Raw genomic sequence first — 17,574 nt, 5'->3', positions numbered from 1 at the left:
GTGAAATGGGTTCCCCATTAGGGGCGCGGTACACCGCGCTTAGGCGCGCTAACTTGGGCGCGCTCCCGCAACTTCTCGACGCCATGATGAGCTGTCTAGCGCCGCGCGGCGATTGCTCTTTCGTCCAAACGCAAAAAACCGCCCCGATTGTTCAAACCGGGTCGGTTATTGATTGATGACAAAATTGGTTGCGGGGACCGATGTCATCCTCATAAGCAATGCGGCTCATGTGGCGAATGTCCGACTTAGCGGATAAACTTCTTTCAGTAGAAATGACGGACGCGATCAACTATCGCCTTGACCGCCGCCATCCCGCCGCGACAGCCTCGGCTTCCGAGCAGAACCACCTCTCCCCCTTGGGCGGGTTGATGATGGTGACGCTGTAGTAATTCTGCCCGGGCACGTGGTAGATTCGCTCGCCTTCCGCCGAAATGTTGCCCTTGATGTTGCAGCCGGCATTGCCGCTGCCAAGCGCGAAGGTCGGCGTCGACGGCGCCTGCGCCCCATCGCTGTGCTGCGCCCGCCAATCCCAGGGAGCTTGGAAGTTGCCGACCCATAGGCCGAGCTTTGCCGCCTGCGCCTTGGCCTGTTGCGCGGCATAGGCGCCGTTACTGTATTTCGGCCAGTCCAGCGCCTGCCCCTGCCCGACCATCCAGGCGGCGACATCGGCCCGGTCTGCGCGCATGCAGTTGCCCACAAAGCGCCCGTAGCGGTCCCATGTCACGAATGCGCATTGCACCGGCCTGAAAGCCGCCAGGAACTTGTCCAGAGCCTCGGCGGAGCGGCGGCCGCAGGGATATTCGAAGCCTTTCGCATCGTCGCAATATTGCCGGCTCTCCGGCGCGTCGATGCCGTTGAAGCGCACGCGCTGGCCGTGGATCTCGATCGTGTCGCCGTCGATCACCGAGGCAACGCCGACGATCGACACCGGCCTCGGCTTGATGATGTTCTGCAGATTGATTTCCGGCAGGGGCCCGCTGTTGTGCATGACGAATTGCGTGAGCAGGGCGGAGACCGCAGCGACTGTTACGAGCACCAGACGAAGCGGCACGCCGGCCCATGGCGAGGCACGTGAGCGTCTGGCGCCAGTGCGTCGCCACCACTGGTCAGAGCGGTTGTCGTAGCGCGATTTATCTATCCCGGTCACATCCCCAAATCCCGTTGGACGGGATAATGCGACTTTTGCACGTTTTGTCGAATCGGGTGGTGCCGGCGCTTTCTCGGCTCCGCCCATTGCCGCAGCCTACCGTCTTCCTTTTTGGCGAGGTGGTCCAGCAACGTCTTAAGTCGATCGGGCAACACTTTTTCAACGTGAAAGGTCTGAAGCCCAAGCAGATGCCACCGCACTGCCTCGCTCGCAAATTGACGGCGTAGCAATTCGGCCAGCTTCTGGCGTCGAATCGCCGGGCATTGTTCCTGAACTCGGTCTAAAACCCGGTCCAAGCAAGCCACAACGACTGGCGATCCTAACCATCGTCACGGCCGAAGTCCCTATTGCGAAACTGCGCAAGGCGCATATTGTTTGGCTTTGGGGTCGTAGTCGGCAATCCAGGGGCCTGGACCTGGACGCAGTGATATCTGGTCAAGGATGGTCGAACTTCAATAGAGCCACCCGTGGGATGGAGCCATGCAGCACGGGGCCGTGAGTAATGCGGGCATGGGGCGAGGCCAGCTTAAGCCTGCCGACGGCGATATTGTCCGCGAGCAAGCCGTCCTCTTTCGTCTCACCGACCGACTTTACCGGGCCAACGGCCTTGACGAGATCTATGATGCAGCTCTGGATGCCATATGCGACGCCCTCGGTTCGTCTCGCGCCTCGATCCTGAGATTCGACAACCATGGCGTCATGAGCTTTGTCGCGTGGCGCTCTCTCTCTGAAGACTATCGCAGGGCCGTCAACGGTCACACACCTTGGACCTGCAATGAGCACGACGCCGAGCCAATCTTTGTCGAGGATATTCGTCTCAGCGGTGAATCTCGGCAGCTCATCGACATCGTCCTTGGCGAGGGTATCCAAGCGTTGGCCTTTATCCCGCTTGCCAGCTCCCGCGAGCTCATCGGCAAGTTCATGGTCTACTACCCGGCACCCCACCGCTTCGGCGATCGTGAACGCGAACTGGCGTTGACCATTGCCCGTCAGCTCGGCTTTGCGATCGAACGGGAGCGGGCGGAAACGACAGCAGCGCGACTGAGCGCGCTGGTCGAATCCTCGGATGATGCAATCATCGCGACCAATATGGATGGCATCGTCACGGACTGGAACAGCGGCGCCGAGCGGCTCTACGGCTACGGCCGCGAGGAAATGGTCGGACGTCCTCTCATGGCGCTGATACCGCCCGATCGCCAGAACGAGGAGCGCGAGATTCTGGGGCGCATTCGCAATGGCGAGCATGTCGGGCATTTCGAGACCGTTCGCCTGCGCAAGGATTTCAGCAGCATTCCCATCTCGTTGACCGCTTCCCCGATCGCGGACGCGTCCGGCGCGATCGTCGGTGTCTCCAAGATCGGCCGTGACATTTCCGAACGGCTGCGCGCGCATGAGCAGCGAGAGCTGCTGCTTCGCGAGATGGACCACCGCGTGAAGAATCTCTTTGCCATCGCACGCACCATCGTCAATTTGAGCGCGCCAGCCGCTGAAACCCCGGCCGCGCTCGCCTCCACCGTTTCCGACCGCCTCAGCGCCCTCGCGCGGGCGCATGCGCTGACGATGCTCCCCGCGACTGGCCCTTCGGTTCACGTCGCGACGAGCCTACATGCATTGATCGCCGCAATCCTCGAGCCATACCGCCAGGGAACCGACGAACATCCCCGCTTCACGATCAGTGGCATCGATCTGCCGGCGCCTCCGGCGATGATCACGCCGCTTTCTCTCTTGCTACATGAATTCGCCACCAACGCTGCCAAACATGGCTGCCTCTCGGCAGCCGCCGGCTGGATAGACATCACTTGCTCCAACAGCGACGGTAAGGTGATTGTCCAGTGGCGAGAGGTTGGAGGGCCACCTCCGGTCGCCACCGAAGACGAAGGCTTCGGCAGCCGCTTGATCCGCGCCGCGGCGAGTGAGCTTGGCAGAGTCGTGCGAGATTGGGACGCCACCGGAATTGTCCTTGAGATCACGATCGATATTGAAAGATTCTCGCCCTGATGGCCGAGCCGCTCCTCCATATTGTCCGTACGCGGCCCAATGCAGACATTATGCAAACATCAGATGCCATCGCTTGCAGCGGCCTCGTCGAATGGACGTATTGATCGAGATGCCGGAGCCAAGGGTGAAGATGCAGCAAGACGCGAACAACGGCGCGGTCAAGCTGTTCCAGGCCTATGCGGGGCGCGCGCCGCGGCGTTAGTCTGGTGAGAGCCAGGGTGGATGATCGGCTTACCGGCGAGGCGGAACGGATCCTGTGTGGAGAGCGTTCCGTCAATATTGACGAGCGGCGTAGCGCTTACGAGGCGGGCCTCTGGACAGGGTTCGACTCCACCGCAGAGCCCTATAACGACATCGAGGCCGAACGAGATCGCGTTCGCCGAGCCACACCGCTCAAACAAATGCGGCCCCCTCGAACTCTCGAGGGGGCTTTTTCTTATCGCCCAGCCGGTGCGAGGAATAGCTCGTCCACCATCTCGGCTACTGCCAGCACGTCCATGCCAGTGTGGTCCGACACGTTGTTAGGGATCCAACTGGGCACGAAAATGGTGCCTCGCGTGCTCATCAGTGGAAGAGGCCAGCCGATAGAACGGCCATGCCGATCGACACGGGCACGGCAACCAGCAGGCAAGCTTCGACGATCACAGTTTCTTTGTCACTGAAGATGGCTAAGAAATGCTCTTCCATGTTTTAAGTTCCGATCAGGTGCGGCGGATGATCTCCCGCAATTGCTTAATCAGGCTTTTGCCTGTGAGCTGCTGGACGTCATAACCTTCGCGCCGAAGCGTGTCGCGAATGTGCTGTACGGTAGAATACTTGCCGGATTCCGCTAGGGAAAACGCCCGCTCCAGCGCTGTCGTGTTCGGCGTCATATTTTCTGCTCAACGTCCAAAAGTTCCCCGGCCGAAGCCAGCGGGCAAAGGTGGTTGCTCTCAGTTCGGGAGCCTAGAGCATTCTAGTATGAACGTTGAGGCAACTGTCCGCCTCCTCATTTGTTAAGGTTGAGAGCTTGCTCGCGGCGCCGATCTCCCGCTTCATTTTCTGGATTCCGTCGCGTTCTGGATTCCGTCGCGCGTCGCCGGTTCCGATCCGCCATTCTGACCCCGCCACGCTTCTTGCGCGAATGTCGACAGTAGCTCTTTCAATTCCCTGTCGGTCTTTGACCGCGGACGGACGCCAATCCATTCCCTGCGGGAAGCCATCTTCCGTGCCGGGCGCGGAACCAATTCCGCGCGCCAAAGTTAGAATGCGTTTACGGGGACCTGCCATGCTTCTTGCCTTGGACGATGCGATCTCGTCAGCCGTTTTGGCCGGCAGAGGAAGCGATGCGGAAATTCTTGGTGTCGTTGATCTCACCACCAAAACCGAAGCTAGGTTCAGCACCCTCAGCTTGGGGCGAGCCATCCAGTTCGTAGCCAACGCGTCGGTGCTCGGCTACGATGTTCGCGGTGCGATGGTCCTCTATGGGTTGCCAGGGAGGCCGAGCCTGAGAAAATGGGACTGCGATCGGATATGGGCGCGATATGGTGGCGCCTTGCTACAATCATAATAGCTGCAGGCCAAGTCCTCCCGGCTTTGTGGGTCAATCGGAGCTTTCCTTGAGACCACGGCGTGTAGCCTCCCCTTCCGAAAAGTACCGTCATCCCGATGGATTGGGATCGGGGGCCGGCGCTGCTGCCATAGTGGATCACAAGTCTTGCTGGTACGGGCTGACCCCATGAAAAGTAACCGCTTGTTCACAATAAACGGGCAACCTGATTGAAGGCGATCCAATCACGCCTGACTCTGAGTATGCGCCTTTATTGGCGCGCCACGCCCAGTGCCGGCGGCCGAGGTTTTCAAGTGTCCATTCCCCAACAGTATACATCGGCCGCCGGTCTTGTCATGGAGCCCTACGGAGTGCTCAGGCACCCACGCGCGTCTCGCGTTCTGGCACTTCTCTGCGGCTTGCTTGCGCTATGCCGCCTGCCTGTGCTCCTGATAGGCAACGCCAGCGACATGCACTTCGGCGTCATCGGGCGACAGGCTCGCTACTTTTCCACCGACGGCACGAAAATGCCCGTTCCGCGGCGTGACGATGAGAACGCGACCCTCGACGTTGATTCAATCTCACACAGCTGTGCGTTCTGTTAGCTGATGCGTAGAGAGAGAAAAGGGGAAGCATTCCTGCAGGCTGCGGTTGTCTGTCCATCAGGAGGAACAGCATAGACAACGCCGATCAGTTCCCGAACGCAGTCGGGTGTGAGCCGTTACTGCTTGGCTAAGCAGCTGATCTCGTGATTTTCATCGGCGGGCATACGGTCGCGGTCCCGAAATCGCGCTTGGTTATGTCGGAGCACGACCAGCGACCGCAAGACCCAAGAACGCGTGCGCCGAAGCGCATCGGGCGTTGCTTCGATCTCGGTTGGCGCCTTTCATCGCCGCCTCAGCCAGCTGACGATTGCAGAGGCGCATTGCCTTTCTGACAACCGATTAATTCATCAAAAGCACCAGGGCGGGATGCAGCTTCTTCAGGTTCGGCAATGATTTCGATTGCCAGGGTATGTCGGGCGTTCCACGCACGACGAGACGGACATGGGGATGCTTGCGCACCTCAATCGTGAATTTCGCCAGCAGATTGATGCCGGAAGAGTTAAGAAATTGAAGGTCCTTCAAATTGAGCGTAATGGTCGAAGGATTCGAGTCAAGGACCCTATTTGCCAAAGCCATGACGGGCGCACCTGCCTCCGAACTGGCAAGCCGCATTGCACCGTCTAGAAAAATCTCACTTCCTTCGACCCATACCCGGTAGTCATCCGTCTTGATTTCCATTGCCTTGCTTCGTTTCATCTAGTTGTGCGTTTGCGACATCGGAATGGAGGCGTACGTTTCCAGGCAAATCCGATCGCGTTTATCGGCGGGGCTGAATATCCAGGCCAAGCGTGCGCCATAGTCGCTCATCAACGTCAGCAATCCAAGTCCGGAGCCCGCCATATCAGGATTCGCGGCATTCGCTTCAATTCGTTGGATCAGCAGGTCTTTGGGGTCGCCAACTGTGATGTCCGCGAGGAGACTTTGGAACTCAGACGCATTCTCATTATCGACGTCGTTCGACACCTTCAGCTTGAAGCTCTCCGAATCCATCGACGCCTCAATCACGATCTCACCCGGTGCGCGAAACTTGACCGCATTTTCGATGAGCTCGTTGACTACATATCCAATGCTATGCCGCACTTCCACGTAGTCGTTGCGGGATGACTGAAAGCGCAACGCGAAAAGATCGGCAATGAAGTCCGAGGTCGTGGCACAATGTCGCCAACTCAGGTCGAGAGGTCCATCGAACAGCCGCAGGCGACTGACGCTCTCCTTCATCCCGATTGCAATGTCAGGGGTACCGAACAGCGCTGTCATCCTATGTATGCCTTATGATCACGAGGGTGATGTCGTCGTGGATTTTCTGGAGACCGATATGGGCCATCAGATCATCGATGATCCCGGTCTTGATGTCCTCGGCGCTGCTGCCGTGACGTTTTTGCACGCTCTGGCAGAGGCGCTCGAACCCGAATAGTCTCTTGTCCTCATCTTCCGCCTCGGTCACGCCGTCGGTGTGCAGCACGATCACGTCACCGCTGCCGAACGCGATGTCACGCGTGTCAATGAACTGCGAGATGTCATTCTCCAGACCAACCGGAAGACCCAGATCAAGCGTATCTATGCGTTCAACTTCCCCGCCCGCGCGCATGACGAGAACGTCCTCATGCTGGCCGGATAGCGTTACCCGTCCATCCTCAAAGTCAAGAAAGGCTAGCGAGAGATGCTTGCCGGTGTTCGTGCGCTCGATGTTCTTGTAGATTGCTCTGTTTAGCCGATCGAGAAACTGGTGCGGATTCCCTTCGTTGGTCTCCTGCAGCGCACGTGCAACCGATTGGACCATCAGCATCAGCACGCCGCTCTCGAGACCGTGACCTGTCACGTCGCCGATGCCGATCTTGATCCGTGATCCGTTCTGCAGAACGTCGTAGTAGTCGCCACCGACCTCGTCGGCCGGCCGCATATAGGCGGCGATCTCAAGCCCCGGAATCGCTTCGAGCTCGAACGGTTTCGGTAGAACCATCATCTGGATGCGCCTAGCGACCGCGAGCTCGGCGCCGAGCCGGATGTTCTCGTCCCGTAGCTTTTCGTTGAGCGCGGAAATCTCCTGATTTGCGTCACCGAGCTCCCTGGTTCGTTCGTCGACGAGTTGCTCGAGGTTTTCTGTGTGAAAGCTGATCTGCTCGGCCATTCGGTTGAAGGCGACGCCTACCGCTCCAACCTCGTCACGCGTTGGAATGCTCACGCGGACGGAATAGTCTTTGGACTGGAGCCGCTGGGCGGCGCTGGCAAGCGCCCTGAGGCCGGCGGTGATCCGCTTCGAAATTCCGAGCACCGCCGCAAAGACAATCAGAAGCGAAAAGAAAATCGCGCCCGCCTGAAAGAGAAGGATGCGATTGGTCGCGCGGGAGATACTCTGCTGCGCGGCGAACAGGGAGGCATAAATCTCGCGTTCGGGAACGACGATCCCGACCGACATCGTTTCGGACTTGATCGGTCCCGAACTCCACAGATTGGTCGGCTTCAACCGCTTGAGGACGACGATGTAAGGCACACGCGCGCCGTTGTTGTCGAGCATGATATGCTGAATGACGCCATCATTGTTCTGGTCGAGGGGCAGCGACGCGATGGCCGGTTGGGCGCTTGTCCGCAGCGACCTCTCCAGGCCGGTGACGCCCTGCGTGCCCGCATCATTGGATGAAGTCAGGCCGATGATCGCCTGGCCCGATGGATTGATTGCCACCACATTGCCGGTCGACATGGTGAGGAAGCCGAACCCGGTTTCCGCGATCTTCACGCGCTCGACGACTTCCGCGAGCTGATCGAGAGTGATGTCCGCACCCGCTACGCCGGCGATGCCGGTGCGATCGCGCGTCCACAGCGGGTGGAAAAAGCTGACGATCAGCTTTCCCGTGATCGCATCGGTGTAAGGCGCTGTTTGAGTGATGTCGTCGGCGACCGGACGTAAGGCCGGATCGCTGGCCCATTGCTGCCATGACCCATAGATCCCCGGAAAGAAGAACTCCCAGAACTCCGCCTTGTTGTGGCCTGGATAAAGCCGGTCGAAGGTCTGCGCCTGGTTCGTATACGGCACCGTCCTGAAGATCGGCCGTTCTTTCGGACCGATATAATACATCTGTAGCTTGGACGACCCGCTGGCCATGAGAGACGGCGCGACGAGATCGATCACGGCGCTGTCTTCTATCTCCTGTTGAACGCCCTGTAGCGGATTGTGGTCGGCGCCTAGCAGGTAGCCCCAGACGCTCACTACGGACGGCGCGCCAGGCAGATTCTGGGCCCAATTGCCCTGCGCGTCGTAGACGATCCTCACTGAGGCGGGCGCTCCATGTGCAAGGGTCGCTCCGACCTGTTGCTGCCTCGTCGGATCGTCGATCTGGGCCTGCAGCACGCCGGCCAGCGCCTTGACTTCGCCATGGACCCGATCGAGCAGCAGGTCGACACTTGTCGCCGTGGACTGGGCATAGGAGCGAATGTATTCCTGGTTCGCGGTAGTCAGGCCCTCGCCGACTTCCGATGTGGCGTCGCGCGACAGCTTTTGAACGTTCCAAAGCGCCAGACCACCACTCAGCAAGAGATCGAACAGTACCGCGCCGCCGACGACCAACACGAATTTCGCCCGAAAGGAGCGCAGGCCGAAGCGCGGTGCGGGCTCGTTGTCGGCTTTCATTGCGGCCGTCGCCCCGATGCGATCCAGATCGGCCAACCCGCATAACCCTTGGGGTGGAGCGCAGCGAAAATGTGGTCCTGGAAACCTTGCCGGAACCGTGCGACGAACTCCGGTCCATCGCCGCGTTTGGCAGCCATCTCGCCCGCGTAGACATCCGCCCAGGCTTCAATGACATCCGCGAAGTCCTGCGGATCGCCGTCCAGGTTGGTGACCATGAAGGATTCGACGCGGATGTCCTCGAACCCGGCCTCCATCAGGTAGCGCCTGCTCTTCGGCCCAAGCTCGACGTCCATCTCGAAATGCGCGAACAGCTTCGCCACTTCATTGTATGTCCAACGAATGCTTTCTGCGCGCGGCTCGCCGAGGCAATGGGAATTCTTTTCGTTGGTGATGTAGACCCGCCCGCCGGGTTTGCATATGCGGTAGAGTTCCTTGAGGATGAGTTCCGGCCGATTGAAGATTTGAAGCGAATGTCGGCAGGTGACCAAGTCGAACTGCGCTTCGTCGAGCAGCATTTCGGACGCATCGCCATAAGTATATTCGATGCCCCGGATATCGAACTCCCGCATCACTCGCCGGGCGTAGTCCAGGCTTGATATGGAGTGGTCGAGGGCGACGATCCGCGATGGCTGGAATTCTTTCTGCACGAGCACGGCGAAATCGCCGATCCCGCAACAGATGTCGGCCATGACTATTCCGGGCCTCATGCCGTGTCGCGGCAGGATGGCGCGCTCGTGGCGCCAGGTCATCTTTGTCTGCGTGCGCAGGATTGGGACGAACCCGCCTTCCTCGAGGAAGCCCTGGCCTGGATAGAATTCGCTATCATACTCCTCGACCGTGACGTTCGGCTCGATCCCGCTCAAGCGACCGAATTTTCGCGAGGTCCATCCGACGACGCTCGACGTGATGACGACGAACCTGAGATCGGGTCGCGCGCGGCAGGCGTCAATGATGACCCTCGAAAAAGCGTGAAACGCGGCGTTGTTCATCTGCGTCAGGCGTTTGACGTTGACGTAGAGGACGCCGCGCACACAACTGATCGCGTCGCGCAGCAATGCCAGGCTGGGCCCAAGCTCATCGATCGCCTGCGGCCGAACCACCCCGGATATGGAGAATTCCTGGTTGTTGGGGTCGTATTGCGCCTTGAAGCGCGGATGGAGGATGTAAGGGCTCAATGCTGCAAGCCCTCAAGTGGAAGATCCACGACAAGTTTGATCGCGTCGCCTTCGGCCTCCTCCACCCTGAGTGTCGCGTTGTAGTCGACAGCCAGTTCCAGAAGTACGACCTCCCTGCTGGGCGCCAGATCTCCAGACACGGAATTGAGATATCGCTCCCTGGCCTCAAATCCGGCGACTTGCGCCACGGCCTCCTGGTAGAACTGGCGTTCCTCCGGCACGCAAGGAATTGTCAGCTCGATTCTGTCCGTCGCGCCTTGGCGAGACACCCTGCAGGCCAGCTCGCCCTCGGCATGGCGCGTACGGAAGGCGACTTCCAGCAATTCGTTGAAGGCAGAGGAAAACAGATTCGAATGCCGGACCGAGTCTGATCGCTTTTGACTGATCATCCGGGCCATGTATGTCGAGACATAGTCGCAGTGTTGCCAAGCGGACACAAAAGTCTTGATCTCCATGTCGACCTGGATCAGCGGCTCAAAAGTCGGCCCTCCAGCCGGTTCGTGATGAACAGATCCCATCAGCATCCTCCTGACCTGCGAGACGGAAATTTGACCGCCTCTCGTGATGAGTTTCCGCATTGCGCGGTATCCAGTTCGATCGCTTTTCCCCCTCCACAAAGAGTGCAGAGCTAGAGCGCCCGATTTGATTCCTCCAACGCTCGCCCCCCCTTCGACGGCGACCGCCTGATGAAATCGCTGGTTGCCTCGGCTCCAAGCGGCACTCCCAGGAAATTGCCTTGCAGGCAATCGCAATGCTCCTCGACCAGCCACCGTGCCTGTGCCGACGTCTCGACCCCCTCGGCGGTGACGCTTATACCCAGTCCGTGAGCCAGCTTGATGATCGATCGCACGATTGTTTGGCTCTTGAGATCAATTTCCAAGTCCTTAATAAAGTATTGATCTATCTTCAACGTATCGAACGGGAAATTCTTAAGATAGCTCAACGATGAGTAGTACGTCCCAAAGTCGTCGAGCGAAATTCTTATCCCCAATACATTCAGCGTATTTAATGTATCGATATTATCAATTGTCTTCTCAAGAAGAACCGTTTCGGTTATCTCAAGTTCAATTCTGTCAGCCCGAATTCCAACTGCATCGATAATCTGAGCGACCGTATCTGTCAGCGAGCCGCTCAGAAACTGAGCCGGAGACAGGTTGACTGCGACTGTAAGCCAGGAAGGCCATGCCAACGCCTGGCGACAGGCTTGCTCGAGCACCCATCGTCCAATCTCGTCCATCAGACCGTCGGCTTCGGCGATAGGAATGAACACACTGGGCGGGATGATGCCGATCTCGGGGTGTCGCCAACGCAGCAGCGCTTCAAAACCGATCACCGATGAAGGAGGCCGGATCAGCGGCTGATATTCAATATAGAGTTCGCCTCGCTCCAGCGCGGTCCGAAGGCTGCGCCTGAGATTCTCGCGTTGCTCGAGTAAGAGCAGCATCGAGCGATTGAATGTTCGGGCGCAGCCGCGACCATCCGTCTTGGCTGCATAAAGGGCAATGTCGGCGGCTTTCATCAACTGCTCGCCATCGGTACCGTGCTCGGGCCCGAAAGCAATACCGATGCTTGAACCGACAAAGACGGGAATGCCGTTGATGACGAACGGGTCCTTGAAGGCTTTGACCAGGGTTCCGGCGAGGCGCTCTGCTTCCACGGGCTGCTCCTTGCCCAATTGGATGACAGCGAACTCGTCGCCGGCATACCTATATGCAGATTCGCCATCTTGCAGCGCGTCACGGATTCGACCTGCCGCGAGTTGCAGAAGCGTGTCGCCCGCTCCATGGCCGAGCGTGTCGTTGACCGACTTGAAATCGTCAAGGTCGATTTGGAGCAGGGCGGCTTTCGGCTTTGGGCCGCCGATTGCCGCCAGCGCTTCCTGTAGTCGCTCTCCAAATCGCCGTCGATTCTGCAGCCCGGTCAGCACGTCATGGGTCGCCTGATGGAGCAGAATTAGATGCTCCTGCTCCTCCGCAGCGCTGCGCCCTCCCTGCCCCTGTGATTCGATGATTCCGACACCATTTGCGGTGCCGAAGACGAAAACGGACCTAGGCGCTTCGCCCGATGAGCGCGGCAATTCGATGCTTGCCGCAGAGCCGCCCTGAAATACCCGAAGGAATTCGTCGCGGCACCTGGTATCCAGGAAGCTTGGGTAGATCTCCCAAATGGCGGCGCCTGGTACCACCGCGTCTCCGTACAGGCCTTTGAGCCTGGCAGCGTAGTGGGTTAGCCGAAAGTCGCGATTGTAGAGCGATAAAAGTTCAGTCGTATTCGCTAACAGGTCAGCGAGAAGCGCTTCGTCGACACGTGAAACATCGATCGAGGAGGGCTTCTCACTCTTTGTGCCGACGCCTGATGCCTCTGGACGCAAAGGCCACCTCCATCGGTATAAATTACCCTCCCCTAGGCTAGAAATAACATAAGTGACAGGCTTGGCAAAGTTCAACTCGCCGGTTTAGCGTGCGACACATCGTGCTCCACTGTTATTGGCGGCACGTTATCCACACGCTGAACGCCTCTTTTCATTAACAACACATAAATTAGCAAATGTTGAAAATAACACGGTACGTGATTGGAACTATAGCAGGCACCTTGGGGGAGAATTGTTCGCTGTGCGGGGCTGTTTTCAGCCATGTTTCGACCGACCGCTCCTGTAGGGGCTGTCGGAACGCTTCGAGATAATCCCACCCGGCCCCAATTGCAAACGGTACACAGACCCACTTTGGGCCGGGCGGACCCACCGTGCTTCGAAAGCGGCGCCGAAAGCGCTTCGGTGTATAGGCTTCGCCATGGCGAGTGACTAAATAGGCCGTGACAGCCAAAAATCGTTCAAGCTCCGCGAGCAGCGGTGAGGAGTTGGCGCGCACCATGCTCAAGCTTGACCAACCCTCGATCTTGACTACTCAGAATTTGAATCCGGCAGGCGTCGCGGTTTTCCTGGCATGCGGGCAGCCTGCAGAGCTTCTTTTCTAGCCTTGGCAAACGCCCGGTCACCTTCCAGGAAGCCGGCCAGTATGAACGGAATGAGCTCAGCCACTGTTTCAGACTCGCCGTACGTGTCACGGTAAAGTGCCGCGTATTCCTGCAGCACCTGGCTCAGACCCGCGCTAACTGTGATGGTGATCTTCGACGGCGTCCGGTCAGGAAGTTTTCCTAGTTTCAGGTTTGCCATCGGCCCTCCTTTTCAGCCCGCGTACGGCCGCAGCGCGAGATCCTTGTGCACAACTACGCGAAGCGGCCAACCGGGACGGACCGTTATTGTCGGCTGAATATTCAGGTTCTTTTCCGTGATGCGCTGACCTGCTTGGCTGACATTCTGCTGCGTGGATTGCCGGATTGCCTTGACGAGGTCGCTCTCATTCTCCCCAAAACTCAACTCGGTGCCGACGCCCAGCAACGTGGCTAAAGCCACGCCCTTGATCAGTTGCCAGGTGTGGAAATCGACTTCGTCGTCCAAGCCCGCATAACCGGCAGTGTCCGTCGCCGGCAGGTTGTCGATTTCGATCGACGAGCCGTCTGGCAGGATTATTCGCTGCCAGACCAGCAATGCGCGCTTTTGTCCAAAAGCGACGACGCTGTCATAGGTGCCGATCAGACGTGAGCCTTGCGGGATCAGTAGGCTGCCGCCTGTGACAGTGTCGTGCACATTCTCGGTGACCTGCGCGACGACCAGACCGGGCAAATCCGAATTGATGCCGGTGATGAGGCTTGCCGCGATCACGCTGCCGGCCATCAACTGATAGGGTGAAGCCGGCGTTTGCAGCGCATGCGGATTGTAGATCCCGCCTGTGCTCCGTTGGCTGATAAAATCGAGCTTCCGCTGTTGGTTGTTCTGGTCGCCCTCGGCCGGCGCGACCGAAGCTGATGCGGGTGCCGCCCCGGCTTGCGGAAGCGCTTCAAATGGCTGCTGGACAGACTTTCCGCCGCCCGCGACTTCTGTCTGCTTGGATCGGTTGTCGATCCGGAACATGACTTGCGACTCGCGTGCCTCGATAGCTTGCTGGGCGAGGCGCTGCTCCTCGGCGGACGTCTCCTGCCCCGGCGCGATACCGAGCTGGCGCTGTCGCTCAAGTATGGGGCGGCCAAGATCGCCAGGCAGCGGCGGTCCAAGCACGGGCGCCTTCGGCATCGCCGAATAGTCCTTAGGCAGGCTATCAAGCCCCTCAGCTGTCGGCTTGCGTTCAGTGTTATAGCGGTCTTCCGTTAAGTCCTGGATGCGCAGAGCTGGGGCCCTAAGCGCGACCATGGTGACACCGAATATTGCACCGGATCCGATTGCAGCGATCGCAATGATCACGCCGCGCCTGAACCGCACAGCACGGCGGGGCGACGCTCGCAGCTGCAGCTGATCGGGATCAAGCTTCGGCGCAGGGGCGGAATGGGACGTGTCAGTCATGAGCGGATCCCCTCACCTGCCGAGACGAGAAAACGGCGAGATCCGCCGCGGCGGTTGTCGCCCGTCAGTCCGGGTGATGCGCACCACCTGCTGCTGCTTGGAGCCGAGCCGCAGTTCGGCCGCGGCAAAGAGGCGATCGACGATGTAGTAGTTGCCGCGCATGCGGTAGTTGACGAGCTGGTTGCTCCCGTCGACCCCGACGATGAAGAGCGGCGGCGCCTCGCCCTGATCGATGCGACGCGGGAATTCGATGTAGACCTTGCTGCCGTCGTCGAAGGCACGCGTCGGTCTCCAGGGAGGTGCGTCGCCTGAGATTGCATAGCGGAAGCGAATGTTCTCGAGCGCCACATTCGACGCGACCGGCGTGAGAGCTTCAGCTTGAGCGTTGCGCATGCGCATCGCGATGATTTGGTCCTCGCTATACGTCCACGAGATGGCCGCCATTGCGGTCTTGTCAGTGCTTTGAAGCTGCAGGTAATACGTCCGCCGTTCCGTGGTGATCACAAGGTTGGTGCTGAGTCCTGGCGCGAAGGGTTTCACCAGCACATGGGTGCGCTGATTGTCACCAGTGCCGCTCACAGTGTCGCCAATGACCCACCGCACCGTATCGCCCGCGGACACGGACGTCAGCTTCTCACCCGGTTGCAGAGCGATATCGGTAACGCGCTCGGGTGCGGCGTAGAGTTGATAAAGCGCGCCATCGGCAAAGGGATAGACCTGAACCGCATTGACATAGCCGTATTTGGTGGGCTGCTGCGTTGCCGCCTTGTTGGTGTCCGCGACTCGTTCTTCAGGAGAGCGTTTATCCTCGACGAGCTTGCCCGGATCGGGCTGCAGCTGACCGGGCAAAGGCAGCGGCTTCGGCACCTCGACGATCTTCACCGCCTTCTCCGGCGGCTTCTCAATTGCCGCTGCTTTGAAGTCGGCAGCATCATAAGAAATCTCTGGTGGAGGCACCGGCTTCGATGCGCAAGCCGAGAGGACGGCTGCCGACGCAGACAAGATCAGCACGGCACGAAGCGATGGGGCTCTATTTGTCATTGGCGGGCTCCTTTGGGGAAACGGATGCAGGTGCTGCGCTGTCGAGCTCACGCGACCAATCGATAGCGTTGATAAAGATGCCGAGCGGGTTGTTGCGCAGCTGGTCGGTATTGCTTGGCGGGCGGATCACGATGGTCAGGATCGCCGTCCAGCGCGTCGTGCTGGCCAGGCTGCCGCGCTCAAAAATCTGCTCGGTCCATTTGACCTGGAACGAGCTGTCGGAAGCCCTGATCACGCTGGTCACCTGCACCGACACACTGCGCGTGCCGATCTGCCCAAATGGGTCGTTTGCCTTGGCGTACTCGTTGAGGAAAAGCGATGCACGATCAGTGGCAAAGTCGTAGGCTGCCAACCAGTTCTGCCGCACCAGGACCGGGTCGGTGGAGACGGATCGGACATTCTGAATGAAACGGCCGAGATGCCAGGCGATCTGGGCGTCGGAGGGCTCATAATTCTGGATTGCCGGCGCAACGGCGCGCGCCTCGCCGAAGCGGTCGACCTCGACGACGTAAGGCACGACACGGCTTTGCATCGACTGCCATATCAGCCCGCCGGAGAGCCCGGTCGCCAAAGCCAGGCAGCCAATGGCCATCAGCCGCCAATTCCGGGCCTGTACCCGCGATGAGCCGATGCGCTCATCCCAGAGCTGGCCGGCCTTCTGATACGGCGTGACCGGCTCGGGCGTCTTGCCGTAACGTTGAACGGGTCGTTTGAAGAGCATTTAGTCGTCCTTGTCGTTAAGAGAGGGATTGGCGCTGCCGCCCGGCCTGTCACCGTCGCGGACGGCTTGCACGGCGGCGTGGCGATGAGCACGAGCGGTCTGTTCGGAACGCATGCGTCTCGCCCAATTGGGTGCGGTATTCGGGGCAGAACCGGCCGGACCTCCGGTCATTGACGCGGTGGGCGCACCGCGGGAGGCGGTCCATGCGGCTTCGCGCCCGGCATTGACGCTAGGCCCCAAGCTTCCCGCGGCGGATCCTGCTGCACGCAATACAGCGCCGCCGGCGGCGCTTGCCACACCCTGCATTCCAGCAGCCACACCGGACAGGCCGGTCCCGGGCGAGGTTGCCCGCCCCAACTGCCACGCCGAGGAAGCTGCCGAACCCATGGTCGTGCCGGCTCGGACGGCGGCAAGCCCGCCGCCGGTTGCCATGCGCGCACCGGCGAATGCCGTTCCCCCGGCAACGAGCGCCGATCCGGCAGCGGCCGCCGTGGTTCCGAGCGCAGCGCCGGCGCCAAGCTGCGGTGCACCAGACACCAGCCCTGAAGCGATCCCCGGCCCGAAGATGCCCAGCCCAAGCAGCGCCAGCGCGCCCAGCACCTGTGACATGGCCGCCGCCAGATCAGGCTCCTTGCCCTGGAGCGCCGAAGCGAACTCGCCGAAAAGCGTGGAGCCGATACCAACGATCACGGCGAGCACCATCACCTTGATGCCTGACGAGATGACATTGCCGAGCACGCGCTCGGCCAGAAACGACGAGCGATTCCAGAGCGCGAATGGCACCAGAACGAAGCCCGCAAGCGTGGTGAGCTTGAACTCGAGGATGGTGATGAAGAGCTGGATCGAGAGAATGAAGAAGGCGATGATGACCAGGAACCAGGCCACGAGCAGCACGAAAATGGTGAGCGCGTTGCCAAAGATTTCCGGGAAGCCCAGAAGCTGGCTCGCCTGATCGAGCAGCGGCCAGGCGCCCTCGAAGCCGGTGGCGGCGATGCGGCCCGGGTGCAGGAGATTGTCGGCGGATAAATTGCCGGAGGACGCGTTGATGCCAAGGCCGGCAAAGGAGCGGTAGATGATGTCGGCGAGGTTCTTGAAATTGTTCAGGATGAAGGCAAAGACGCCGACATAGAGCACCTTGCGGATGAGGCGGCCGAGAATGTTGGGCTCGCCGCCGAATGCCCAGGCGAGGCCCGCAAGCGTGATGTCGATGCCGATGAGCGTCGTAGTAAGGAAGGCGACGTCGCCCGAAAGCAGACCGAACCCGCTGTCGATATAGCGGATAAAAGTCTCCATGAAGCGATCGATGACGCCAAGGTCGTTCATGCCGCCGCCTTCCTC

Annotated in this window: 15 protein-coding genes; 1 reads left to right on the top strand and 14 read right to left on the bottom strand. The window is 59.7% G+C overall.

The window, feature by feature from the left end:
* Window positions 1–289: 289 nt before the first annotated feature.
* Window positions 290–1,147 (bottom strand): thermonuclease family protein, encoded by an 858-nt coding sequence (locus DPM33_RS00365; RefSeq protein ID WP_245441935.1) that lies wholly within the window; start codon window positions 1,145–1,147, stop codon window positions 290–292.
* Window positions 1,148–1,627: 480 nt separating this feature from the next.
* Between DPM33_RS00365 and DPM33_RS00360 the strand changes: the two genes are divergently transcribed.
* On the top strand, window positions 1,628–3,145 hold the full coding sequence (locus DPM33_RS00360; RefSeq protein ID WP_112094930.1) for a PAS domain S-box protein: 1,518 nt from the start codon (window positions 1,628–1,630) through the stop codon (window positions 3,143–3,145).
* A gap of 564 nt (window positions 3,146–3,709) precedes the next feature.
* On the opposite strand, the gene DPM33_RS37335 is transcribed toward DPM33_RS00360, so the two are convergent.
* The 13 genes from DPM33_RS37335 to trbL form a co-directional block, all read right to left on the bottom strand.
* A complete protein-coding gene (locus DPM33_RS37335; protein ID WP_281004750.1) occupies window positions 3,710–3,832 on the bottom strand; it encodes a hypothetical protein in 123 nt (40 codons plus the stop codon).
* Between the two features lie 14 nt (window positions 3,833–3,846).
* Window positions 3,847–4,017: a hypothetical protein gene (locus DPM33_RS36050; protein ID WP_167448897.1), complete on the bottom strand. Its 171-nt coding sequence runs from the start codon at window positions 4,015–4,017 to the stop codon at window positions 3,847–3,849.
* Between the two features lie 1,600 nt (window positions 4,018–5,617).
* Entirely contained in the window at window positions 5,618–5,956 is a 339-nt protein-coding gene (locus DPM33_RS00340) for a slr1659 superfamily regulator (protein WP_112095828.1), read from the bottom strand.
* Between the two features lie 18 nt (window positions 5,957–5,974).
* A complete protein-coding gene (locus tag DPM33_RS00335; protein WP_167448896.1) occupies window positions 5,975–6,535 on the bottom strand; it encodes a slr1658 superfamily regulator in 561 nt (186 codons plus the stop codon).
* Between the two features lies 1 nt (window position 6,536).
* The gene (locus DPM33_RS00330) at window positions 6,537–8,903 is read right to left on the bottom strand and encodes a SpoIIE family protein phosphatase (protein WP_112094926.1); all 2,367 of its coding nucleotides are present in this window, start codon (window positions 8,901–8,903) and stop codon (window positions 6,537–6,539) included.
* On the bottom strand, window positions 8,900–10,078 hold the full coding sequence (locus tag DPM33_RS00325) for a class I SAM-dependent methyltransferase (RefSeq protein ID WP_112094925.1): 1,179 nt from the start codon (window positions 10,076–10,078) through the stop codon (window positions 8,900–8,902). Before DPM33_RS00325 ends, DPM33_RS00330 begins: the two co-directional genes overlap by 4 nt.
* Window positions 10,075–10,596 (bottom strand): ubiquinone biosynthesis methyltransferase UbiE, encoded by a 522-nt coding sequence (locus DPM33_RS00320; protein ID WP_112095824.1) that lies wholly within the window; start codon window positions 10,594–10,596, stop codon window positions 10,075–10,077. Before DPM33_RS00320 ends, DPM33_RS00325 begins: the two co-directional genes overlap by 4 nt.
* Window positions 10,597–10,706: 110 nt before the next feature.
* Entirely contained in the window at window positions 10,707–12,398 is a 1,692-nt protein-coding gene (locus tag DPM33_RS00315; RefSeq protein ID WP_112095822.1) for a putative bifunctional diguanylate cyclase/phosphodiesterase, read from the bottom strand.
* A 579-nt stretch (window positions 12,399–12,977) separates the two neighbouring features.
* On the bottom strand, window positions 12,978–13,250 hold the full coding sequence (locus DPM33_RS00310) for a DUF2274 domain-containing protein (protein ID WP_112094924.1): 273 nt from the start codon (window positions 13,248–13,250) through the stop codon (window positions 12,978–12,980).
* 12 nt (window positions 13,251–13,262) lie between these two features.
* Window positions 13,263–14,474 (bottom strand): TraB/TrbI/VirB10 family type IV secretion system protein, encoded by a 1,212-nt coding sequence (locus DPM33_RS00305; RefSeq protein WP_112094923.1) that lies wholly within the window; start codon window positions 14,472–14,474, stop codon window positions 13,263–13,265.
* 12 nt (window positions 14,475–14,486) lie between these two features.
* A complete protein-coding gene (gene trbG / locus DPM33_RS00300; RefSeq protein ID WP_112094922.1) occupies window positions 14,487–15,515 on the bottom strand; it encodes a P-type conjugative transfer protein TrbG in 1,029 nt (342 codons plus the stop codon).
* On the bottom strand, window positions 15,505–16,236 hold the full coding sequence (trbF, locus tag DPM33_RS00295; RefSeq protein ID WP_112094921.1) for a conjugal transfer protein TrbF: 732 nt from the start codon (window positions 16,234–16,236) through the stop codon (window positions 15,505–15,507). Before trbF ends, trbG begins: the two co-directional genes overlap by 11 nt.
* The gene (gene trbL / locus DPM33_RS00290) at window positions 16,237–17,559 is read right to left on the bottom strand and encodes a P-type conjugative transfer protein TrbL (protein WP_112094920.1); all 1,323 of its coding nucleotides are present in this window, start codon (window positions 17,557–17,559) and stop codon (window positions 16,237–16,239) included.
* Window positions 17,560–17,574 lie beyond the last annotated feature (15 nt).

This window comes from Mesorhizobium hawassense (assembly GCF_003289945.1).
In the GTDB taxonomy this organism is placed as follows: domain Bacteria; phylum Pseudomonadota; class Alphaproteobacteria; order Rhizobiales; family Rhizobiaceae; genus Mesorhizobium; species Mesorhizobium hawassense.
This window is presented reverse-complemented; position numbering and strand designations above follow the sequence as displayed.